We start from the raw sequence: 21,997 nt of genomic DNA, 5'->3' as shown, positions 1-21,997 counted from the left end.
TGCGGAAAATCGATGCCGAGCTGCTTAAATGCGCATGGCGTCTCCGCATCATGGGCAGTATGGTTTGGGCTGGTCGTAACTTATTGCTTAAAGCATTCAATTTGTTTATAAGCGGCGATTGTCTTCGCGTGCGCGACTGTAACGCGGTCGAACAAATCGCTGGCTAACAAGTGATAAGCCTCAATCTTCGCGCATTGAGCCAATTCGTGAACCACCGCGTGCTCTTCAGCAAGCGCCTTTTCGAACTCGCAATAGGCACGCAATCCTTCAGAACGATAAATTGACATATCACCTCCTCGACGACGAAAGTATCCTAGCACGCATCCCTGCGTGACGGCGTTCGGCAGGCATGGGCACACCCGGCGTACCCCTTCTGTCAAAATAGACCGGCGTGCCGGCGGCCACGCAGGCTAGCTCAAGTCCACACGGCTTCTACTGAGTATGATCATCAATCCGGACCGCGATTCTCACGGCCAGCCGGACAGCGAATGGCATGTCAAGCCGGACACCTGTTCTACTATCCGGACATCAAATTGCGTCAGGGGCTACGCGACGCGAAGGACCGCTTCCGCCCTAGACAGTGTAAAAACGTAAAACACGAAATTTTCATGGGGAGGGTGACCATTCCCTATTTCGAGAAAATCGCGTAGCGGCCGTTCTAGGCGGTCGATTTTTTCTCTCGCCGAATTTTTCTGCGTTTTTACACAGCCTGGCCCCGAAGCTGACGTTGTCGAGTGCCAATATTGATGCAAGAGGCTAGTCAATGTTGAGAATCCTGTTGCAGCTGAAGAAGGATGATGGCGGCTTCGAGTCGGCGACGTGTCGTCCACAAGTCCATCATATTCGCGACCGAACCGCTAACGCCTACCATGAGGAATACGCTGACCCACATCGGAGCTTCAAACTGGTAGGCACCTTGCAGGTATGCGCCAAGCCCAACAATCAGCATCGTCACGAGAAGTGTCGGGACTGATGAGGATGGGCGGTTCAAGACCGCTTTTGCACGCGCCTTGCGTTGTTCTTTGAGCAGAATTGAGTGAGCAATTTCGTCTTGTATCGGAGTAGGCATGCTTGAATTTAATTTATGGTGTCTATGACAGCTTCTGGCCGATCTCGGCCCAAGGCAACAGGATACCAGCTTGCTGAAATGAAAATATCACACATTCCCACAATTCGACGAGGAGGGCAGGCCTGCGTATCATTTGCTACTTGACGGTGTCCGGATAGGAGGATCGCTGTCCGGCTTGTCATGCCAACAGGTGTCCGACTTCAAGTGCCACTGGGTGTCCGGCTTGAGATGAGAATGAGTGTCCGGCTTGATGAGAATACTCACTACCCTTGAGCGCTTAGATGAGCTGTTGCTGACGCTGCGCACATGAAACGAGCGGGCTGATGATTGGATCAGCCCGTCCACCAACACGACTCTCAGCCACGTCGTACCACTTCCCCTTTGTGATGTGATGACTTGTCGTCATCCGTAGCGTTTAAGCAACGGATGCACGGATTTGTCGATTAAAACCCGGACTGGTTGTATGATGACTTTAGCGGTTGTAGGATGACTTTCACTGCCGCTATATTTCATTTTAATAATCAAAAAGGGGACAACCATGAATTTCAAACGTAACGCGCTGCTTGGCGCGATCACGCTGTGCTGGGCTGCGGCTAGTGTGCAGACCGCTTCGGCGGCCGATGCCAGTGTGGAGAGTGCGCCTTCCACCGGCTGGGCCGGCCAGAACGGCGGCACTACCGGCGGCGCGGCGGCGGCCTCGACGGCCATCTATAAAATCAACTCCGCCTCGCAGCTGCTGGCCGCCGTCAAGGCTCAGGGCGACAAGCCGAAAATCATCAAGCTCTACGGCACGGTCGACATGGCGGCGGCGGACAATGGCGGCGCCTTCAGCAGCGCCGCCGACGAGAGCCAGCGCATCCAGGTCAAGCTCGGCAGCAATACCACGCTGATCGGCATGGGCAGCGACACCAAGCTGGTCAACGCTAACCTGGTGCTGAACGGCGTGCAGAATGTCATCATCCGCAACCTCAATATCGTCAATCCCTGCTCAATCAACCCGGTGTGGGACCCGAACGACGGCAGCGCCGGCAACTGGAATTCGGAGTACGACGGCATCACCGTGCTGAATTCGAAAAACGTCTGGATCGACCACAACGCGTTCACCGACGCGCCGAAGACCGATGACAAGCTGCCGACCCAGAATGGCAAGCTCAAGCAGTGCCACGACGGTGCGCTGGACGTCAAGAATGGTTCCGACTACATCACCATTTCCAACAACCGCTTCGAGCTGCACGAGAAGAATAACCTGATCGGTTCTTCCGACAGCAAGACCACTGATGAAGGCCATCTCACGGTCACCTTCAACAACAACCACTTCCTGAATGTGGCCGAGCGCGCGCCGCGGGTCCGCTTCGGCAAGGTCCACATCTACAACAACTACTTCGAGGGGTCGCGTTCGCATCCGGTGTACCGCCACCAGTACAGCATTGGCGTGGCGTACAAGGCCAAGATCATTTCGCAGAACAACGCGTTTGATATCGTCGGCGCCAGCAAGTGCGCTGACATCATGACCAATCCGGGCTCGTCGAGCAAGACCGGCGCCGCCACCGATAGCGGCTCGTTGCTGAACGGCGCCGCGCTGACGGCCGGTGGCGCCTGCAGCTTCAGCACCTCGGTTGGCTGGACCGTGCCCTACAGCGCGACGCTGCTGAACGCGTCGGCGGTCAAGCAATCGGTGCTCAACAACGCCGGCACCGGCAAGCTGACTGTGAATTAAGAAGGAAGGAATACCTGCCCCGCGCGCATCGCTGTCGCGCGCGGGGCAGGCCGGTTTAGGCTTCCAGCAGCACGCAGCCCGGCGGTGTTACGCCGTCATACATGGCTTCCACCAGCGCGGCGCGGCGCTCCAGTACCACGCGCTGATTGATCGAGCCCTTGTCGGTCTGCTCGCCCGCCTGCACCGAAGGCGCTTCCGCCAGCAGCAGCAGGCGCGCGATGTGCGAGGCCGATCCGGTGGCGCTGGCGTTCAGTTGCGTCAGCAACTGGCGGAACTCACGGCCGACCGCCACGCTGGACAGCACCTCGGCCACGCTGGCATCTTCGCCCAGCCCGGCCAGCGCGCGGCAACGCTCCAGCTGTGGAAACACCAGCAAGCCGATGTTGTCGCGGTTGATGCCCGCCACCACCACGTCCTGAATATACGGCGCGCCGCTGCTGATGACGCGCGCGCGCAGCGGTCCGACGCTGACGAAGGTGCCGGTGCTGAGCTTGAAGTCCTCGGCCAGGCGGCCGTCGAACATCAACCCTAGCTCTGGCTGTGCCGGATCGACAAAGCGCACCGCGTCGCCGCTGCAGTAGTAGCCTTCCTCGTCGAAGGCCGCGGCGGTCGCTTCCGGCGCGCGCCAGTAGCCGGGCATCACGTGCGGTCCGCGGAAGCGCACCTCGTACTTGCCGTCCACCGGCGCCAGCTTCACTTCGCAGGCCGGCGCCGGCAGCCCGACGTAGCCGGCCATCATCACCGGACCGGTGGTGAAGGTGGAGGAGGGCGCGGTCTCGGTCATGCCCAGCCCGGCCATGATGCGGATACGCTGCCCGCAATGGCGTTCGCTGACCCGTTCCAATGCGTCCCACGCCGCCTGCGACAAGCCGGCGCCGGCGAAGAAGAACAGCTCCATCTGCGAGAAGAAATGCCGGCACAGTTCCGCATCGTCCTGCAGCGCGGCGGTCAGCAGCTCCCAGCCCTTGGGCACGTTGAAGAACACGGTCGGCGCGATTTCCTTCAGGTTGCGCACCGTGGTGGCGAAGTCGCGCGCGGTGGGCTTGCCGTCGTCGAGGTAGTAGCTGCCGCCGTTGTACAGCGCGATGCCGACATTGTGGCTGCCGCCGAAAGTGTGGCTCCATGGCAGCCAGTCGAGCAGCACCGGCGGCTTGTCGCCGAACACCGGGAAGGTTTGCAGCAGCATTTGCTGGTTGGCGCACAGCATGCGCTGGGTGGTGATCACCGCCTTGGGCAGCTTGGTCGAGCCGGAGGTGAACAGGAACTTGGCGATGGTGTCCGGGCCGACGCCGGCGTTGACCGCGTCCACCGTGGACGGCGTCGTGGCCAGCAAGGCCGCCAGCGGCGTGGCGGCGCGGCCGGCGTCGCCCTGGTCGATCACCACTTCGACCTCGGACGGCACCGCCGCCGCCAGCGCCTGCGCACAGACGCTGCCGTTGCTGGCGTAGACCATGCCGGGCGTCAGCTGGCGCACGAAGTAGGACAGCTTGGTGTAGTCATTGGCGGCGGCGGAGGCGGCCGGCGACACCGGGCAGTACGGAATGCCGGCGTACAGCGCGCCCAGCGCCAGTTGCAGGTGCGCCAGGTCGTTGCCGGACAAGATCATCAGCGGCCGTTCGGCCGACAGCCCGCGATCAAGCAGCGCCTGGCCGATCGCGCGCGCCTGTATCAGCATCTGGCCGTAGCTGATGTGCTGCCAGGCGCCGTCGACACCGCGCCGGGCCGCCAGCGTGCGTTCCGGATGGGCGGCGGCGCCGCGCACCAGGCAATCGGTGATGCGGTCCGGGTAAGGCCCCAGCGGCTCTTCCGAGCGCAGGCGCCAGTTGCCCTCGGCGTCCGCCGCGACCCGCACCGGCGCGCTGCCCACGCGCACCGGCCGGTAGCGAGAAAGGTCCAGCGTCACGCCGGCGGTAGTGGGGAGCTGCGTCATGGCACGCTCCTTCATTACACTGGATAGTGGCGATGGCCGCTTTGGATGGTGATCCAGCGCAGGTCGGTGAATTCGGCGATGCCGGCCTTGCCGCCAAAGCGCCCGTAGCCGCTGGCCTTGACGCCGCCGAACGGCATCTGCGCCTCGTCGGCCACGGTGGAACTGTTGATGTGGCAGATGCCGGACTCGATGCGGCGCGCCAGGGCCAGCGCGCGCGACACGTCGCGGCTGAAGATGGCGGCCGACAGGCCATACTCGCTGGCGTTGGCGGCGGCCAGCGCGGCCTCGTCGCCGTCCACGCGCAGGATGCCGACGATCGGGCCGAACGATTCCTCCTGATAGGCCAGCATATCCGCCTTCAGGTGGTCGATGATGGCCGGTTGCAGCACGTTGCCATCCGCCTTGGCGCTGCCGCACACCAGCGTCGCGCCCTTGGCCTGGGCGTCGGCCACCATCGCCGCCACCCGCGCGGCGGCGGCCGGTTCGACCATGCCGCCCAACACCGCGCCGGCCTCGCCCGGTTTGCCGGCGCGCAGACCGGCGGTTTTCACGCGCAGTTTTTCAACGAAGGCGTCGGCGATCTTGTTGTCGATGATGATGCGGTCGGTCGACATGCAAATCTGCCCCTGGTTGAAGAAGGCGCCGAAGGCGGCCGCCTGCACCGCCTCGTCGAGGTCGGCGTCGTCGAGGATCAGCAGCGGGTTCTTGCCGCCGAGTTCCAGCACCACCGGCTTCAGGTGCTGCGCCGCCTGCTGGGCGATGACGCGGCCGACCCTGGTCGAGCCGGTGAAGTTGATGCGCTTGACCGCCGGATGGGCGATCAGCCGCGCCACCACGGCGGCGGCGTCCTGCGGCGCGTTGCTGATGACGTTGACCACGCCGGCCGGGAAGCCGGCGTCAACGAACACCTGGCCGATCAGCCGGTGCAGCGCCGGGCACACCTCGGATGATTTGAGCACCACCGTGTTACCGCACGCCAGCGGCGTGGCGATGGCGCGCGTACCCAGAATCACCGGCGCGTTCCATGGCGCGATGCCCAGCACCACGCCGCAGGCCTGTCGCACGCCCATCGCCATCAGGCCCGGCACGTCGGACGGAATCAGTTCGCCGGCCACCTGGGTGGTCAGTGCCGCCGCCTCGCGCAGCATGCCGGCCGCCAGCATCACATTGAAGCCGTACCAGCCCGGCACGCCGCCGGCTTCGGCCACGCCGGCCGCGATGAATTCCGGACCGCGCGCCTCCAGCGCGTCGGCCGCCTTGAGCAGCAGACGTCGGCGTTCGCCCGGCGCCGTCGCCGACCAGGCGGGGAAGGCCGCCTGCGCGGCGGCGACGGCGGCGTCGGCGTCATCCAGCGAGGCGGCGGCGGCCACCGAGGCGGCGTCGCCGGTGGCGGGATTGAGGCGCTGATACGTGGCGCCGGTGGACGCGGCCAGGTCCTGGCCGCCGATCAGCAAACGAGCTTCTAGCATGTGATGTCTCCTGTTGTATGGGGGGGGGCTGCGTCGCGTCTTATGCGCGTTTGTAGGTTTGCAGGCCCGGTTTGATGGTTTTATCGTCGAGGAACTGCTTCAGCCCCTGCGCCCGGCCTTTTTCCGGATCGCGGTAGTTGGACTGGTCGACCTTGGCGTACAGGTAGTCCTCGTTCTGCTCCCAGGTCAGCTCGCGGCAGCGCTTGAAGCCGTTCTTGGCGATGCGCAGCACGGTCGGCGACTTGGCCAGGAGCTTTTGCGCCAGTTCGATGGTGGCGTCGCGCAGCTCGGCCAGCGGCACGCTCTTGTTGACCAGACCCATGGCCGCCGCTTCCTTGCCGGTGAAGGTGTCGCCGGTCATGATGTAGTGGAGCGCCTGGCGATGGCCCATGGTGTCGGCCACGGCTTTGCTGACCAGGTTGCCCGGTGGAATGCCCCAGTTGATTTCGGACAGGCCGTACACCGCCTCGTCGGCCGAGATGGCCAGGTCGCACGCCACCAGCGGCGAGAAGGCGCCGCCGAAGCACCAGCCGTTGACCATGGCGATGGTCGGCTTGCTGTACATGCGCAGCAGCTTCCATTGCCATTGCGAGCAGTCGCGGCGCAGCTTCTCCTGGTAGATTTCCGGTTTGCCGTCGTTCTCGCGGAAGTATTCCTTCAGGTCCATGCCGGCGGTCCAGCTTTCACCGGCGCCGGTCAGCACCAGCACCTGGGCGTCCGGGTCCAGCTCCAGGGTTTCGAGCACGTCGATCATCTCGCGGTTCAGCGTCGGGCTCATGGCGTTGCGCTTTTCGGGACGGTTCAGCGTCACCCAGGCGATGCCGCCCTCGATATTTACTAACACCGTGCTCCAGCGCTTGTCGTATTGGCTCATCTTGGTCTCACTTTTTATGGTAGGTTGATATCAGGTTGCCTGATATGTGGCTTATAATATATTCTGCTTGCCCGGAAATGCAAGCGCTTTTTAAACGCTGACGAAACTTTAGAATGACGATGAAAAACACCGCCACCGCGCAGCACCGGCCGACCGGCGTCGCCTACCTGATCGGCCGCATCGACCATGTGCTGAGCCGCCGCCTGCGCGACAGCCTGGGGGCGATCGGGCTGACGGCCGCCCAGTACACCGCCTTGTCGGTGCTGGAGACGCAGCAGCGCCTGTCCAACGCCCAACTGGCGGAACGGTCGATGATCTCGCCGCAATCGGCCAACGAAATAGTCAAGGCGATGGAGGCGCGCGGCTGGATCGCGCGCCAGCCAGACGCCAACCACGGCCGCATCATCCACCTGCGTTTGACCGACGAGGGCGGGGCGCTGCTGCGCCAGTGCCACGCCGCCGTGGCGCAGATGGAACAGGCCATGCTGGCCGAACTGGACGACGGCCAGCGCGGCGATTTGCAGACGCAGCTGCGCCAGGTGTTGCGCTCGCTGAGCGCGATGGTGCTGTAGCGCCGCGCTCACGGCCATTGCGGCAGCGCCGGCGCCAGCTGCGCGGCCGGTGCGGTCGCGTCGTCGTGCGTCACCGCCGGCTGTGGCGCCATGCGCGTGCCGCCATCGGCGCGCGTGTCGAACACCATCAGCCGCTGGCCACGCGCGTCGCGGCTCCAGCGCTTCCACAAGGGCAACGCGCCGCCCGGACCGGCGCCCGGCTGGCCGTTACGGGCGAACTGAATCCAGTAGCCGGCCATCGCCTCCGATACTTCGATCCTTCCCGGCAGGTTGGCGGCGCTGAAGCAGCGGAACGGATCGAACTCGCCGGCCATGTCGCGGAACACGAACGCCAGCTCCAGCACATGGGCGGCGCCCAGCAGCAGGTCGGGCCGGATCAGCGGCACCCTGGCCTGCTCGTCCCAGTCGAAGCGGTAGACCCAGACGTCATCGTGGCCGGAGGCCAGCATGGCGTTGGCCGGTTGAAGCGCGCCTTTCTGCTGCCACAAATCCGACAGCCGCGCGGCCTCGCGCAGGTAGCGGCGGCGGTTGCGCATCAGCGGGATGCGGCCGAACAGCCTATGCACGTGGGCCGGGTCGTTGGCCATGAACAGCTTGTACTCGTCGCGGTTGGTGCCGATGATGATGGGCACCGCGTGGTAGCGCCGGCGGTCTTCAAACACCCGCGCCAGCGGCATGGCCGGCAGCACATGGCCGTCCTCCAGCACGCACGGCGCGTCGTAGAAGCTCAGCGCTCCCGGTTTGACGGGCGCCAGCAGTGCCTCCGGCGGCAGACCGCGCGCGAAGGCGGCGATCTCGCTGGCCGGCATGGCGGCCAGCAAGGCCTTGGCGGCGTCGCGGTTGGCGGCGCGGCCGGCCTGCTGCAGCCAGGCGCACAGCAGTTCGCGCGAGCTGAGGGCATGGCCGGGCAGGGCGTCGTCGTGGTAGTGGCGCGCCTGCGCCAGCGTGTGGCTGGTGGTCAGCGGCGACTGCGCGATGGCGCGCTGGAACAGGCCTTTGGCCAGGGGGCTGGCCAGCAGCGTGTAGACATTCAACCCGCCCGCCGATTCGCCGAATATCGTCACGTTGTCGGCGTCGCCGCCGAAGGCGCCGATGTGCTGGCGCACCCACTGTAGCGCGGCGATCAGGTCCAGCGTGCCGAAATTGCCGGAGCGGTCGGCCGCGCTGTCGTCGTCCCGCGCCAGTTCCTCCAGACTGAACCAGCCCAGGATGCCGAGGCGGTAATTGGCGGAGACCACGACCACATTATCCTGGCCCGCCAAATTGCGCAGCGTGGTGTAGGTGCTGGCGCTGCCGGCGGTGTTGGCGCCGCCGTGAATCCAGAACATCACCGGCAGGCCGGCGGCCGGCGCCTGTTCCGGCGTCATGCGCGGCGCATAGATATTCAGCGTCAGGCAGTCCTCGGCGCCGACCGGCCGGCCCCATTGCACCGGCGGCAGGTCGAGCGTCATGCCGCCCAACTGCATCGCCGGCGCGCCGCAGGTCAGCGCCTGCCACACGCCTGGCCAGGCTGGCGCTGGCCTTGGCGCGCGCCAGCGCAGCGGTCCGACCGGTGGTGCCGCATACGGCAGGCCAAGCCAGGCATGGGTGTGGTGCCGGTCCTCGCGGCCGACGACATCGCCCAGTGCGGTGTGCCGCAGCGAGTCCGGCGCCGGCAGCAGGGCCTCCGGCTCCGGCGTGGTCTCCGGCGCGGGTTGGCGCGGCATCAGGAAATGCGCCAGCGCCGGCACCAGCACCAGCGCGCCGACCATATTCCACAGGAACATGAAGGCCAGCAGGATGCCCATGTCGGCCTGGAATTTGATCGGCGAGAACACCCAGGTGGCGACGGCGACCGCCAGCGTCACGCCGGTCAGAATCACCACCCGACCGGTGAACTGGAGCGCGTGCAGGTAGGCCGCCGACAGGCTGTCGCCGGTGCGCATGCGGCTCAGCATCACGCTCAACACATACAGCGCGTAGTCGACGCCGATGCCGACGCCCAGCGCGATCACCGGCAGTGTCGCCACCTTGACACCCATGCCCAGCACCACCATCAGCACCTCGCACAGGATCGACGTCAGCACCAGCGGCAGGATCGCCACCACCACCGCGCGCCAGTTGCGGAAGGTCGCATAGCACAGCAGGATCACCGCGCCATACACCCAGAACAGCATGTCGTGCATGGCCTGCTTGACGACGATGTTGGTGGCGGCCTCGATGCCGGCGCTGCCGGCCGCCAGCTGGAACTGCACCTCGGGCGTGTTGTTGGCGGCGGCGTAGGCTTCCACCGCGTCCACCACGCGCGTCAGCGTGGCGGCCTTATGGTCCTTCAGGTAGACGTACAGCGACAGCAGCGAGCAGCTCTGGTTGAACAGTTCGCGCGGCGCGCGCGTTTGCACCGCGCCGAGCGCACCGGTATTCGGAATCAAGTCGTACCATTTGAAGTTGCCTTCGTTGTAGCCGGTAGTGGCAAGTTTGCTGAGCGCAGCCATCGAGTTGGTCGCGTCGACGCCCGGCAACTGCTCCAACTGCCAGGCCAGCGTGTCGACCTTGGCCAGCGTGTCGTAGCGTGTGCACCGGTCGGGCGGGGTTTTGATCATCACCACCAGAATGTCGGAACTGGCGGCGTAGTTGGCCACCATGAAGCCGTTGTCGCGGTTGTAGCGCGAATCGGCGCGCAACTCGGGCGCGCCGGGATCGAGATCGCCGACCTGCAGTTTCAAGCTGTAGAGATAACCGAGTCCGCCCAGCAGCACGCTGGCCGCCACCGTGACCGCCGCCCAGCGGCGACCTGTGAAGCGGTCGAGGAAGGACCACAGGCCGTTTTTCGCGCCGCTATCGGTCTGCAGGCTGCGCGCGGCGGCGGCGGTGCTGACGCCGGTGTAAGACAGCAGCACCGGCAGCAGCACCAGGTTGGTGAAGATCAGCACCGCCACACCGATGCTGGCGATCAGCGCCAGGTCCTGGATCACCTTGATCTGGATGGTGGCCAGCACCGCAAAACCTACCGCGTCGCACAGCAGCGCCGTCAGGCCGGCGGCGAACAGGCGGCGGAAGGTGTAGCGCGCCGCCACCACCCGGTGCGTACCCCGTCCGACATCCTGCATGATGCCGTTCATCTTCTGCGCGCCATGGCTCATGCCGATGGCGAACACCAGGAACGGCACCAGGATGGAGTACGGGTCGAGCTCATAGTGCAGCGTCGCCAGCAGGCCGCATTGCCACAATACCGCCACCAGCGAGCACACCACCACCAGCGTGGTGCTGCGCCAGCAGCGCGTGTACCAGAACAGCACGGCGGCGGCGATGGCGATGGCGAGCACGAAGAAGGCCAGCACCTGTTGCAGGCCTGCGATCAAGTCGCCGGCGATCTTGGCGAAACCGGTGATATGAATGCGCACGCCTTCCTGCTCGTACTTGGCGCGGATGCGCTCCAGGCTCTCCGACAGCATGCGGTAGTCGAGCGGCAGGCCGGTCTGCGGGTTGGTGTCCAGCAGCGGCACGAAGATGATGCTGGAGCGGAGGTTGGCCGCCACCAGCTGGCCGATCTCGCCGGACCGCGCGACGTTGGCGCGCAGCTGCGCCAGGCTGGCGCGCTGGCCGTCGTAGCCGTCCGGGATGACGGTGCCGCCGTCAAGGCCATCTTCGGTGACGGCGGCCCAGCGCGTGCTCGGCGTCCACAGCGATTTCATGAACGGCCGGTCCACGCCTGGCAGCAAAAACAGTTCATCGTTCATGCGTTGCAGCGTGTCGAGGTATCCGGCCTCGTAAATGCTGTCGCCGCCGGTTTCGACGGCGACCCGCACCGAGTTGCCCAGCCCATTCAGGTCGGCCTTGTTGGCCAGGTAGTTGGCCACATAGGGATGGGCGCTGGGGATCATCTTTTCAAAGCTGGCGTTGAGCCGGATGTGTGTGGCCTGGTAGCCCAGCACAATGGTCGCCAGCAGGCAAAGCAAAATCACCAGCGGGCGATAGTTGAACAGGGCACGTTCACCGAGGTTGCCCGAGCGGGTGTCGAAGTCTTCCAGCCGTCGCACCACCGGCTGTTGTTCCAGGTCTTGGTCTGTGTTCATGATGCTCCAGCCATCGTCATTTGAGTGGGATGCGGCGCAGGCCGCGCAGGCCCGCCACCACCAGCGCGCCGTCGGCGGCCTGCGTCACCGCCGCCAGCGGCAGCGCGGGCACGCTTTGCAGCGCGAAGCTGCGGCCCTGGTCGCGGCTCAGCAGCACCTCGCCGGCCTGGCTCACCAGGGCCAGCTCGCCGTCGGCCAGTTCGGCGCCGCCGGCCAGCGAGGCTTGCACGCCGGTGTCGATCCGGCTCCAGCTGGCGCCCTGGTCGTCCGAACGGTAGGCGTTGCCGCGCAGGCCGAACGCCAGCAGCGTGCCGGCGCGCGTCGCCAGCAGTCCGAAGAAGCTGCCCTTGTAGGGCGTCGGTAGTGCTGTGAAGCTGTCGCCGCGATTGCTGGAGCGCAGCAGCAGCCCCTGTTCGCCGGCCAGGTACAGCGAGCCGCCGCCGCCGCGCATGGCGTACAGGTGCAGGCCTTTCGGATTGGGTACGCGCGCCTGCATCGGCTGCCACGTGGCGCCGCCGTCGGCGGTGCGGTACAGCAGGTTGTAGGCGCCCAGCACGTAGCCGTTGCGCGCGTCCTCAAAGTACACATCGAGGAAGGGCTTGTCCGGACCATCCTCGACCAGGTGCCTGGCCTCGGTCAGCGCGCGCGCCTGCTCCGGGCCCGGCGTGTCGGTGGCCGCGCGCAGCGCCAGCGACGCCGCCTGCACGCCGTCCAGTTGCTTGCGCCATGTCAGGCCGCCATCGGCGCTGTGCAGCACCACGCCCTGATGGCCGACCGCCCAGCCGTTGCCGGCATCGACAAACTGCAGCGCCGTCAGGCTGACGCTGACCGGCGTTTGCGCCTGCCGCCACGTGGCGCCGGCATCGTCCGAATACAGGACGATGCCGCGCTCGCCGGCCGCCACCAGCCGCTGGCCGGCGGCGGCCACCGTTAACATGGCTGCGTGCAGCGCCTTGGGCGTGACCAGCGCCGGCTGCGTCAGCGCCGCCGGCACGGCGCCCATGGCCGGCGCCAGCAGCGCGCAGGCCACGGCAAGAATAGGCAATCGCTTCATCGGTCGCCTCCTCATCAGCGCGAACCCTGGTTGGCCAGTTCCTCCGGCCCGAAGTAGCTGGCCGGCAGACGCGGAATGGTCTTGTACTGGGATTGCAGTTCGTTGGACGCCTCGTTCAGCAAATAGGCACCGGTCTGCACGTTGTAGGTGCCCCACATGACGTTGCCGACCACCGCCGGCACGTCCGGCGCCAGCAGCGTCAGCGTGTAGTTGCCGCGCCAGATCTGGCCTTGGGCATCGTAGCCATCGACCATGATGATCTGCCAGGTGTCTTCATCCAGATAGTAGCGGCGCTTGGCCACCACATGGCGTTTGCCGGGAATCAGGCTGGCCTCGACCTCCCACACGCGGTGCAGTTCCCAGCGCACCAGGTCCGGGTTGAGGAACTGCGGTCCCACCAGGTCGGCGATCCTGGCCGACGCCGCGCGGTTGTTGTTATACGGGATGTACATCTCCTTCTTGCCGATCAGCTTCAGCTCATGATGGTCGATGGGGCCGAACAGCATGAATGCCTCGTCGAACAGACCGATGCCGGAAGTGACCGAGTCCGGCGTATCGTAGGACACCGACGGCGCCCGCCGCACGCGGCGCTGGCCCACCAGGTACTGCCAGATGGCGCGCGGCTGCGCCTCGCTGATGCCGTCGTGAACCAGGATGCCTTCGCCGGCCTTGGAGGCGGGCGCGCGCGTGATCAGCCGGCCGTACTGGTAAATGCCGTTGAATTTTTCCAGGCTGCCGTCCTTGAAGTAGTAGGGGCGCATCAGCGTCTGTTCCGCCTCGGTGGCGGTGGCGCGCTTGCCATCCGGGGTGACGATGACGGTCCGCAGCGGGAACATCACGCTCTCGCCGGTCCACGCCAGCCGGTGGTTCATGATGGCCTCATAACCGGTCTTTGGAATCGGGAACGGAATGCCGCCGTAGGCGCCTTCGACACCAAAGCCGCCGTCGATCGACTTGGCGCGGGTGGCGTTCTTCAGCGTGTTCTCGTACACCCAGTTCGGCGCGCCGCCGGTGCGGTGGGTCGGGTAGATATCGAGCCGGTAGTTCGGATACTTCTTCAGCAACGCCAGCGTGGCGGCCGACAGCTTGCCGGCATACTGGTCGGCGTTCTTGCCGGTGATGGCCAGCGTCGGCTTCTCGCCGGCGAAAGGATCGGCGCGGAAGTCGCCGGCCTTGTAGCCGGCCGGCGTTTTGGCGTACACGCCTTCCCAGGCCGGAATCGTGCCTTCCTTGTTGCCGGCTTTCTCGGCGCCCAGCGGCGTCAGCGTGGTATTGAGTTTGGCCGCCTCCTCGGCGGTGACGGCGGCGCCGGCGTGGGGCAGGGCGCAGGCCAGCGACAGGGCGGAGGCGGTGGCAAATTTCAGGGTCGTCTTCATTATAGTTTTGTCCTTAGAAAGCGCGTTTGATGTTGAAGGAGATGTAGTCGCGGTCGGCCAGCGATTGCGCGTAGCCCAGCATCGGCGTGTTGGTGGCCGGGTTGTTGCGGATGAAGGTGCCGGCGCCGCCGAGGAAGCGCACGTAGCTGATGCCGAACTTCCAGTCCTGGTGGTAGGTGGCGTTGACGCCGATATTGAAGTCGCCGCCATGTGAGCTGCCGCCGTTGAAGTTGAACACCGCGCGCGAGCGGCCCGAGATGTTGTAGCCAACGCCGATCGGCACCGACAGGTCGAGGCCATCCATCACCTGGTAATAGGATGGCTCGAAGATGAAGCGCGCGGCGGTGGCGTCGCGCGTGGTGTTGGGATCGAGCGAGCCTTGCCAGGTTACGCTGGTGGCGCGGTTCCAGGCGATTTCGCCGAGCAGCGACGCGCCCTGAAACCAGGGCGTGGTCGGCATCACGTAGATGGCCGACAGGTTGACGTGGGCGGTATTGCCAAGCGCGTAAGCGGGATTGCCGCTGTTGTCGGCAAACACGCCGGTGCCGCTGCGCGACAGGAAGTTGGGCGTCGGGTCGCTGACCAGCGGCGTATTGCGCCGCACCGATACCTCGGCGGCGACGTTGGCGCCGCCCAGCACCGTGCTGGCGCTGGCGCCAAAGGTGCGGATGCCCTCGGCGTACACCGCCTGCACGGTGGACGGCGCGCCGGGCGGGAAGCCGGGCGCAAAGCCCAGGTAGAAGTAGGGCGTCTTGTCGTGGTAGCGCGCCGCATACAGGCCGTACTCCACGTCCGAGCCTTCCGGCGTGTATTTGAGTTGCAGGCCGCCCTGGCCGGAGTTCTTGGGTTTCAGGTCGGGCAGCGCGCGGAACGCCGGCGCGCCGCTGTTGGTCGGCGCCACAAGATAGGCGCTGTAGCCGGCGCCGGCGGCGTCGTAGGAGCTCAGATAACTGCCGGCGCCGGGAATTTGCGTCGGCCGCCATTCAAACTGGTAGTAGCCGCCGAGCGACACGTTCGGTAGCAACTGCAACTGTCCGGACACCTGATTGACCGGCCGCAGAATCTCCTTGAACTGCGCGCCCGGTACGCTGAGCAGCTTGACCAGATCGACCGGTCCCTGGGCATTGGCGATGCCGTTGGCGCCGAAGAACAGGCTTTCACCGTATTGCAGCGTATGGCGGCCGACGCGCACGGTGCCCGGCAGCTCGCCCAGCGCACCCTTGGCGAAGACGAAGGCGTCCAGCAGTTCGGCGTTACGACCGTGCAGCACGCGGGTGCCGTTGGCGAAGGTGTTGCCGGCCTGGCCGCCCAGCGTGACGGCGTTGCTGGTCGGCGAAGCGTTGTCGTTGCCGCGGTTGTAGACCGCGTCATACCAGGCGGCGGCGCTGATCCGCATGCCCAGGTTGCGGGTGCCGGCGTCGAATTCGCTGAGCCAGTCGACGCGGCTGGAGACGATGCCCTTGTTGCGGAAGTTCTGATTGCCGTCGTCGATGTTGTAGCCATCGAAGTCGGCCGCCCCGAAGGATGGATAGCCGCCCGCCAGCAGGCGCGGGTCGGCGTCCTTCAGACGGTAGGCGCTGCTGTACTTGAAGGTGTTATTCCAGGTGATCTTGAGGTCCGGATTGCCGCTGTCGAATTCGACGGCCTGCGCCGGCAGCGCGGCCGCCATGGCCAGCGCCAGCACGGCCGGCGCGCGGCGTTGATTGGTTTGCATGGTATGTCTCCTTGATATTTTTATGGTTGGATTACGGATGCTGCTTCAGATGATGGTGGATGCCAGACCTCCATCCACCGGCAGGTTGATGCCGCTGATCCAGCGCGCGTCGTCGCTGCAAAGGAAGCTGATGGCGGCCGCCACTTCATCGGCATAGGCGGGGCGCTTCATGCGGCCGGCGTCGCGCTGCACCCGTTCTTCGCCCAGCATGGCGACGAAGTCGCCAAGGATGGGCGTGAAGACCGGGCCTGGCGCCACGCAGTTCATGCGCACCGAATGGGCCAGGAACCACGGCTGCGACTGGGCATAGGTCCAGACGATCAGCGCCTCCTTGAAGTACTGGTAGCAGGTGTCGGCCGGCACCGGGTGCGCGTCGAGCCAGGCCTGACCCTCGGCGAAGCCGCGCACCGACGCCAGCTGCTTGTGCAGCGCCACGCGCTGCGGCCACTCGGCGCCGAGGATGGAGGCGACGTTGACGATGGAGCCGCCGGCCGGCATGCGCGGCAGCACGCCTTCGGTCAGATGGCGCAGCCCCAGATAATTGACGCGCGCCAGTAGCGCCGGATCGGCGGTGCCGGGCACGCCGGCGACGTTGCACAGCGCGTCCACCCGCTGCGGCAGCTGGGCGATGGCGGCGTCAATGCTGGCGGTGTCGCCCATGTCAACGCTGACAAATCCGTCCAGCGTCAGACCGGGCGCGTTGCGGTCCATGCCGATCACGCTGGCGCCCTCAAAGCGCGCCAGCCGCGCCACTTCGGCGCCGATGCCGGAAGCGGCGCCGGTGACAACGATGGTCTTGTTACGTAACTTCATAAGGTCTCCTGCGGTTGTAGTTGTGGTGATTAGAACGGGTAGCGCGGTGCTTCGGTCTTGATGGTCATCCATTGCCACTGGGTGAACTCGTCCCAGTCGGCGCCGCCGCCATGGCGGCCGCCGTTGCCGGAGGTGCCGCCGCCGCCGAACGGCGCGTGCGCCTCGGCCAGCACGGTTTGGTCGTTGATGTGCACATGGCCGGCCGGCACGTGGTCGGCGATGCGCATGCCGCGCGCCAGCGTTGGCGTGATGACGCCCAGCGCCAGACAGCCACTGGTGGCGGAGGCCAGCGCGATGGCCTCGTCGTCGGTGTCGAACACGGTGATCGAGGCCACCGGTCCGAACAGCTCCTCCTCGAAACAGCGCATGCCAGGCAACACACCGGTCAGCACGGTGGGCTGGTAGAACTGGCGCTCGTAGCTGCCGCCGGTCAGCAGCGTGGCGCCGGCGGCCACGCTGTCCTCGACGATGCCGTGCACGCGCTGCACCTGGCGCGCGTTGATCAGGGGCCCCAGTGCCACCGCGCCGCCGGCCGGATCGCCGACCGGCAGGTTGCGCGCCTTGGCCACCACCCGTTCGATCACCGCGTCGGCAATGCCGCGCTGGAGCAGGATGCGGCCGGACGCCATGCAGATCTGGCCCTGGTGCAGATAGGCGCCCCAGGCGACGTTGGCGGCGGCGATGTCGGGATCGGCGTCGTCCAGCACAATCAGCGAGTTCTTGCCGCCCAGTTCCAGCGACATTTTTTTCAGGTGGCGGCCGGCCAGCTCGCCGATGCCGCGGCCAACGGCGGTGGAGCCGGTGAAGGCGATCATGGCGATATGGGGATCGGTGCACATGGCCTGGCCGGCGTCGGCGCCGCCGGGCAGCACATGCAGCACGCCTTTGGGCAGGCCGGCCGCCTCGAACACGCGGGCGATCAGCACACCGCCGCTGACCGGCGTTTGCAGGTCCGGCTTGTGCACCACCGCGTTGCCGGTGGCGAGCGCCGGCGCGATCGAGCGGATCGACAGGATCAGCGGGAAGTTGAACGGCGAGATCACGCCCACCACGCCATGCGGCACACGCCGCGCGATGCTCAACTGGTTGCTGGCGGAGGCCAGCAACTGGCCCTTGGGCTGGGTCAGCATGGCGGCCGCCTCCAGCAGGTGGGCGCCGGCCTCGCGCAGTTCCAGGTCGGCTTTGGGCCGGATCGCGCCGGTCTCGCGCACGATCCACGTCGACAGCTCGTTGTGGTGCTTCGACAGCAGCAGCGCGGCGCGGCGGAACACGCCGGCGCGCTCCTTGTAATCGGTGGCCGCCCATGCCGCCTGCGCGGCGCGCGCTTCGCCGGCGGCGCGCGTCACGTCGTCGGCGTTGGCCAGTCCCACGCGACCCAACTGCTCGCCGGTGGCCGGCTCGGTGAAGGTGTGGCTGCCGCCCAGGGCTGGAATCCAATCGCCGTTGAAGATGCGGTCGCGCCAGATGGCTTCCGGCAGCAGGGCCTGTGCGTCGTTCATGTTGTCTCCTGGTTGTTGATGTGTGGTGTGCACGCTAGTTGCATGCAAATGCTCATATCAAGTTGTATGCCAGGCCATGCGCGTTGCGTCGCCGCATGACGCATCCACCGAATGACGACATTACGGCGAGGCGGCGCGCGTTGGCGCAATGCAGCACAACAATGACGGTGGCGGCGCTTGATGAAATGATCAACCAGGAGAAATGCCGATGTATGATTTGATAAAAAACGTAGAAAGTGGAGACATGAGCAAACCCCCTCGCGTATCGCTGGCCGAGATGTCGCGCGTGACCGGCAAGATGCTGAATCACGGCGACAGCCAGCACTTGACCGCTGGCGCTGCGCCCACGCTGGACGACTTGACGCAAAGCCTGCATTTTTCACCCGGTGATGGCCGCATCTGGCTCAATGGCCAGCGCATGCAGCTATTGCACACCACCTCGCTGGGCGCGCTGCGGCGCGAACTGCTGGAGAGCATCGGCGCGGAACGCACGCGCGGCCTGTTGACGCGAGTCGGCTATTCCGCCGGCGCGCGCGACGCCCAACTGCTGCGCGAGCGCTGGCCGAACGCCGAACCGGGCTCGCTGTTCGCCGCCGGCCCACGCATGCATTCGCTGGAAGGGGCGGTCAAGGTCGAGCCGCTGCACTTCGAGTTCGACTTCGAGCGCGGCACCTACCACGGTGAATTCCTGTGGCACCACTCCAGCGAGGCCGAGGTGCACCAGGCCGATTTCGGCATCGGCACCGAGCCGGCGTGCTGGATGCAGACCGGCTACGCCATCGGCTACACCAGCGCGATGATCGGCCGCCTGACCATCTACCGCGAAGTCGAATGCACCTGCATGGGCCACCACCGCTGCCGGCTGATCGGCAAGCCGGCCGACGAATGGGACAATGTGGAGGAAGACCTGCGCTTCCTGAACGCCGAGGCCTTCGTCAGCACCACCGCCTACGGCGTGCCGCAGCAGGCCGCCGAGCTGCCCGGTGATGACCAGCGTCCGTATGCGGACAAGGAGATGGTGGGGGTGTCATCGGCCTTCAACGCCGCCTGCCACATGTTGCGAAGGGTGGCGCCGACCGCCGCCACGGTGCTGTTCACCGGCGAGTCGGGCGTGGGCAAGGAGCTGTTTGCCTACATGCTGCACCAGATCAGCCCCCGCAAGGAACAGCCCTTTGTGGCGGTCAACTGCGCGGCGATCCCGGAGACGCTGATCGAGTCGGAACTGTTCGGCGTCGAGCGCGGCGCCTACACCGGCGCCAGCCACTCGCGGCCCGGCCGGTTCGAGCGCGCCAGCGGCGGCACGCTGTTCCTCGACGAGATCGGCACACTGAGCCTGGTGGCGCAGGGCAAGCTGCTGCGCGCGCTGCAGGAGGGCGAGATCGAGCGGGTGGGCGGGGTGCGCAGCGTCAAGGTCGATGTGCGGCTGGTGGCCGCCACCAATGTCGATCTGCGCGAGGAGATACGCCAGGGGCGCTTCCGCGAAGACCTGTTTTTCCGCCTGAACGTGTTCCCGATCCATCTGCCGCCGTTGCGCGACCGGCGCGACGACATTCCGCTGCTGATGGGCTACTTCATGCGGCACTATGGGCAAAAGCACCAGCGCCGCGTGACCGGCTTCACGGCGCGCGCGGTCGATGCGCTGCTCAATTATCACTTTCCGGGCAATATCCGCGAGTTGCAGAATCTGGTGGAGCGCGGCGTCATTTATGCCGACGAAGGCGGGCCGATCGACCTGCCGCATTTGTTCACCAGCGGCGAGGAGTCGCAGACCTCGTACTTTTCGCTGGCGCAGACCGGGCGCCTGACGGGCCATGGCGGCGCCACGCCAACGGCGCCAGCGCAGCAGGAAACGCCGGCGCCGGGCGCGCTGCTGGATGTGCTGCCGGCCATGCTGCGGCAGCAGGCGCAGGGCAAGGGGTGGTCGCTGGATCAGCTGGAAAGCACGTTGATCCTGGCGGCGGTGCAGCGTGCCGACGGCAATCTGTCGGCCGCCGCACGCATGCTGGGCCTGACGCGGCCGCAACTGTCCTACCGCATGAAGAAGCTGCAGCAGCCCTGAGCCGGCGTCAGTTCAGGTAGATTTTTTGCAGCAGGCGGATCAATTGGGCGCGCTCGTCGTCGGTGAGGGCGGCGGTGGCGTCCAGTTCCAGTTCGGCGGCGGTCTTTTCGGCCTTGCCGCACATGCTCAGGCCCGCCGGCGTCAGCGCCAGCGTCTGCGAGCGCCGGTCCAGCGGACTGCGTTCGCGCAGCAGCAGGCCGCGTTGTTGCAGCTTGTCGAGCAGGATCGCGAGATTGGGCGGCGATACCTTGACCGCCACCGACAGCCGTTTCTGATTGATGTGCGGATTGGCCTTCAACAGGCTCAGTACACTGAAGTCGACCGGACGAAGCTCGTACTTCGCCATGCGCTTTTCAAACAAGGGCATGATGTTGATATAGGCGCGGCGGCAGTTATAGCCGACCAGCGCCTGCAAGGTGCGCTGATCGAGCGCTGGTTCGCCCGTCTCTGGCGGCGTTGCGGCCGGCGGCGCTTTCTTCTTGATCTGCTTTGTCATCTGCGGATTCTAGCAAAAATGCCGCGCCGGGGCCATCTGCGCGCTTGCAATGTGGCCAAAATGCGTATAGCCTATAATCGTTATAAAACATAACTAAATTCAAAAACACCTTCCCAAGGAGGAGACACCATGAAGACCTTCGCACTGACGACCGTTGTAGCGGCCTGCCTGCAATTGGCGGCCGGCCATGCCGTAGCCCAGGACACCATCCGTATCGGCGTCATCGCCGCCCTTACCGGACCGTTTGCCAACACCGGCAAGCCGTTCGAGGACGGCATCAAGACCTATATGCAGCAGTACGGCGACAAAGTGGCCGGCAAGAAGATCGAGATCATTTACCGCGACGACGGCGGCACCAAGGTCGATGAGTCCAAGCGCGCGGCGCAGGAGCTGATCACGCGCGACAAGGTGAACTTCCTGGTGGGCTTTTCGCTGACGCCGAGCGCGATGGCGGTGGCGCCGATCGCCACCCAGGCCAAGATTCCGATGATCGTCATGAACGCCGTCACCAATGGCATCACCGCCAAGTCGCCCTATATGCTGCGCACCAGCATGACCATGCACCAGATGACCGGCCCGTTCGGCAGCTGGACCGCGCAGAACAAGATCGGCAAGGTCTACACGCTGGTCAGCGACTACAGCACCGGACTGGATGCCGAGGCGCGCTTCAACAAGACCTTCACCGCCGGCGGCGGCAAGCTGGTGGGCTCGGCGCGGGTGCCGCTGGCCAATCCGGACTATTCGCCGTTCATCCAGCGCATCAAGGATGAAAAGCCGGATGCGCTGTTCTTCTTCGCGCCGGGTGTGGAGGATGGCATCGGCCTGCTGAAAGCCTTCAGCGACAAGGGGCTGGACAAGGCCGGCATCAAGTTCCTCGGCGTTGGCGACATGACCAGCGAGAATCCGACGCTGGAGGCGCTGGGCGACCGCGCGCTGGGCGCGGTGACGGTGCTGAACTACGCGCCGACGCTGGACAACGACGCCAACAAGGCCTTCCTGAAAGCCTACGCCGCCGCCAATCCGGGCCGCCCGCCGGCCACCTTCGTCACGGTGGCGGCGTATGACACCATGGGCATGATTTATGAAACCGTGCGCCAGCTTAACGGCACGGTCACCGGCGAGCAGGCCATGAAGGTGTTGACCGGTATGAAGCGCGAGAGCCCGCGCGGCCCGATCAGCATCGATCCGGCCACCCGCGACATTGTGCAGAACATGTACATCCGCGAGGTGAAGAAGGTCAACGGTAAGCTGGTCAACGAGCCGATCGCGGTGCTGCGCGACGTCAGCCCTAACTAAGGAG

At 65.7% G+C, this 21,997-nt stretch carries 15 protein-coding genes and 2 pseudogenes; 4 read left to right on the top strand and 13 right to left on the bottom strand.

All coding sequences use genetic code 11. The annotated features are described in order from the left end of the window. Positions 1 to 80: 80 nt before the first annotated feature. Both GTP44_RS07885 and GTP44_RS07880 read right to left on the bottom strand, forming a co-directional pair. A complete protein-coding gene (locus tag GTP44_RS07885) occupies positions 81 to 287 on the bottom strand; it encodes a hypothetical protein (RefSeq protein ID WP_160989827.1) in 207 nt (68 codons plus the stop codon). A 473-nt stretch (positions 288 to 760) separates the two neighbouring features. After that, the gene (locus tag GTP44_RS07880) at positions 761 to 1,069 is read right to left on the bottom strand and encodes a hypothetical protein (protein ID WP_161018999.1); all 309 of its coding nucleotides are present in this window, start codon (positions 1,067 to 1,069) and stop codon (positions 761 to 763) included. A 538-nt stretch (positions 1,070 to 1,607) separates the two neighbouring features. Here GTP44_RS07880 and GTP44_RS07875 point away from each other — a divergent pair. Then, positions 1,608 to 2,786 (top strand): pectate lyase family protein, encoded by a 1,179-nt coding sequence (locus GTP44_RS07875; RefSeq protein ID WP_161018998.1) that lies wholly within the window; start codon positions 1,608 to 1,610, stop codon positions 2,784 to 2,786. Between the two features lie 55 nt (positions 2,787 to 2,841). Here GTP44_RS07875 and GTP44_RS07870 read toward each other — a convergent pair whose 3' ends face one another. The 3 genes from GTP44_RS07870 to GTP44_RS07860 are packed head-to-tail and all read right to left on the bottom strand — an operon-like array spanning position 2,842 to position 7,059. After that, a complete protein-coding gene (locus tag GTP44_RS07870) occupies positions 2,842 to 4,716 on the bottom strand; it encodes a feruloyl-CoA synthase (RefSeq protein ID WP_161018997.1) in 1,875 nt (624 codons plus the stop codon). A gap of 14 nt (positions 4,717 to 4,730) precedes the next feature. Then, positions 4,731 to 6,185 carry an aldehyde dehydrogenase gene (locus tag GTP44_RS07865; RefSeq protein ID WP_161018996.1) on the bottom strand — a complete coding sequence of 485 codons (1,455 nt, stop codon included), beginning with the start codon at positions 6,183 to 6,185 and terminating at the stop codon, positions 4,731 to 4,733. Between the two features lie 40 nt (positions 6,186 to 6,225). Then, complete coding sequence (locus GTP44_RS07860) at positions 6,226 to 7,059, bottom strand: p-hydroxycinnamoyl CoA hydratase/lyase (RefSeq protein ID WP_160989832.1); 834 nt, start codon at positions 7,057 to 7,059, stop codon at positions 6,226 to 6,228. 113 nt (positions 7,060 to 7,172) lie between these two features. On the opposite strand from GTP44_RS07860, the gene GTP44_RS07855 reads away from it, so the two are divergent. After that, positions 7,173 to 7,631 (top strand): MarR family winged helix-turn-helix transcriptional regulator, encoded by a 459-nt coding sequence (locus GTP44_RS07855; RefSeq protein WP_229256827.1) that lies wholly within the window; start codon positions 7,173 to 7,175, stop codon positions 7,629 to 7,631. An 8-nt stretch (positions 7,632 to 7,639) separates the two neighbouring features. Here GTP44_RS07855 and GTP44_RS27455 read toward each other — a convergent pair. From GTP44_RS27455 to GTP44_RS07825, 7 genes and pseudogenes are all read right to left on the bottom strand, one after another. Further along, a pseudogene (locus GTP44_RS27455) lies at positions 7,640 to 9,208 on the bottom strand (carboxylesterase/lipase family protein); the annotation flags it as partial. A gap of 87 nt (positions 9,209 to 9,295) precedes the next feature. Then, positions 9,296 to 11,686 (bottom strand): annotated as a pseudogene (locus GTP44_RS27450) (efflux RND transporter permease subunit); the annotation flags it as partial. 16 nt (positions 11,687 to 11,702) lie between these two features. Then, positions 11,703 to 12,740, bottom strand: a complete 1,038-nt coding sequence (locus GTP44_RS07845) for a WD40/YVTN/BNR-like repeat-containing protein (protein WP_229256826.1) — start codon at positions 12,738 to 12,740, stop codon at positions 11,703 to 11,705. A 14-nt stretch (positions 12,741 to 12,754) separates the two neighbouring features. Beyond that, positions 12,755 to 14,116 (bottom strand): DUF1329 domain-containing protein, encoded by a 1,362-nt coding sequence (locus tag GTP44_RS07840; RefSeq protein ID WP_161018993.1) that lies wholly within the window; start codon positions 14,114 to 14,116, stop codon positions 12,755 to 12,757. A gap of 13 nt (positions 14,117 to 14,129) precedes the next feature. Beyond that, positions 14,130 to 15,830 (bottom strand): DUF1302 domain-containing protein, encoded by a 1,701-nt coding sequence (locus GTP44_RS07835; RefSeq protein ID WP_161018992.1) that lies wholly within the window; start codon positions 15,828 to 15,830, stop codon positions 14,130 to 14,132. Between the two features lie 45 nt (positions 15,831 to 15,875). After that, positions 15,876 to 16,643 carry a coniferyl-alcohol dehydrogenase gene (locus GTP44_RS07830; RefSeq protein WP_161018991.1) on the bottom strand — a complete coding sequence of 256 codons (768 nt, stop codon included), beginning with the start codon at positions 16,641 to 16,643 and terminating at the stop codon, positions 15,876 to 15,878. Positions 16,644 to 16,672: 29 nt separating this feature from the next. Continuing rightward, entirely contained in the window at positions 16,673 to 18,142 is a 1,470-nt protein-coding gene (locus GTP44_RS07825; protein WP_161018990.1) for a benzaldehyde dehydrogenase, read from the bottom strand. A 244-nt stretch (positions 18,143 to 18,386) separates the two neighbouring features. Here GTP44_RS07825 and GTP44_RS07820 point away from each other — a divergent pair, with 244 nt between their 5' ends. Beyond that, complete coding sequence (locus tag GTP44_RS07820; RefSeq protein WP_161018989.1) at positions 18,387 to 20,201, top strand: sigma-54-dependent Fis family transcriptional regulator; 1,815 nt, start codon at positions 18,387 to 18,389, stop codon at positions 20,199 to 20,201. Positions 20,202 to 20,208: 7 nt separating this feature from the next. On the opposite strand, the gene GTP44_RS07815 is transcribed toward GTP44_RS07820, so the two are convergent. Beyond that, the gene (locus GTP44_RS07815; protein ID WP_202424022.1) at positions 20,209 to 20,697 is read right to left on the bottom strand and encodes a MarR family winged helix-turn-helix transcriptional regulator; all 489 of its coding nucleotides are present in this window, start codon (positions 20,695 to 20,697) and stop codon (positions 20,209 to 20,211) included. Positions 20,698 to 20,826: 129 nt separating this feature from the next. Between GTP44_RS07815 and GTP44_RS07810 the strand changes: the two genes are divergently transcribed. Further along, on the top strand, positions 20,827 to 21,993 hold the full coding sequence (locus tag GTP44_RS07810) for an ABC transporter substrate-binding protein (protein WP_161018988.1): 1,167 nt from the start codon (positions 20,827 to 20,829) through the stop codon (positions 21,991 to 21,993). The last annotated feature ends 4 nt before the right edge of the window (positions 21,994 to 21,997 follow it).

It is taken from the genome of Duganella lactea, from assembly GCF_009857505.1.
Taxonomy (GTDB): domain Bacteria; phylum Pseudomonadota; class Gammaproteobacteria; order Burkholderiales; family Burkholderiaceae_D; genus Rugamonas; species Rugamonas lactea.
This window is presented reverse-complemented; position numbering and strand designations above follow the sequence as displayed.

Bases quoted from the DNA above. Each gene is read 5' to 3' on its own strand.
- GTP44_RS07885 (WP_160989827.1), bottom strand. From the start codon at position 287: ATGTCAATTTATCGTTCTGAAGGATTGCGTGCCTATTGCGAGTTCGAA.
- GTP44_RS07880 (WP_161018999.1), bottom strand. From the start codon at position 1,069: ATGCCTACTCCGATACAAGACGAAATTGCTCACTCAATTCTGCTCAAA.
- GTP44_RS07875 (WP_161018998.1), top strand. From the start codon at position 1,608: ATGAATTTCAAACGTAACGCGCTGCTTGGCGCGATCACGCTGTGCTGG.
- GTP44_RS07870 (WP_161018997.1), bottom strand. From the start codon at position 4,716: ATGACGCAGCTCCCCACTACCGCCGGCGTGACGCTGGACCTTTCTCGC.
- GTP44_RS07865 (WP_161018996.1), bottom strand. From the start codon at position 6,185: ATGCTAGAAGCTCGTTTGCTGATCGGCGGCCAGGACCTGGCCGCGTCC.
- GTP44_RS07860 (WP_160989832.1), bottom strand. From the start codon at position 7,059: ATGAGCCAATACGACAAGCGCTGGAGCACGGTGTTAGTAAATATCGAG.
- GTP44_RS07855 (WP_229256827.1), top strand. From the start codon at position 7,173: ATGACGATGAAAAACACCGCCACCGCGCAGCACCGGCCGACCGGCGTC.
- GTP44_RS07845 (WP_229256826.1), bottom strand. From the start codon at position 12,740: ATGAAGCGATTGCCTATTCTTGCCGTGGCCTGCGCGCTGCTGGCGCCG.
- GTP44_RS07840 (WP_161018993.1), bottom strand. From the start codon at position 14,116: ATGAAGACGACCCTGAAATTTGCCACCGCCTCCGCCCTGTCGCTGGCC.
- GTP44_RS07835 (WP_161018992.1), bottom strand. From the start codon at position 15,830: ATGCAAACCAATCAACGCCGCGCGCCGGCCGTGCTGGCGCTGGCCATG.
- GTP44_RS07830 (WP_161018991.1), bottom strand. From the start codon at position 16,643: ATGAAGTTACGTAACAAGACCATCGTTGTCACCGGCGCCGCTTCCGGC.
- GTP44_RS07825 (WP_161018990.1), bottom strand. From the start codon at position 18,142: ATGAACGACGCACAGGCCCTGCTGCCGGAAGCCATCTGGCGCGACCGC.
- GTP44_RS07820 (WP_161018989.1), top strand. From the start codon at position 18,387: ATGAGCAAACCCCCTCGCGTATCGCTGGCCGAGATGTCGCGCGTGACC.
- GTP44_RS07815 (WP_202424022.1), bottom strand. From the start codon at position 20,697: ATGACAAAGCAGATCAAGAAGAAAGCGCCGCCGGCCGCAACGCCGCCA.
- GTP44_RS07810 (WP_161018988.1), top strand. From the start codon at position 20,827: ATGAAGACCTTCGCACTGACGACCGTTGTAGCGGCCTGCCTGCAATTG.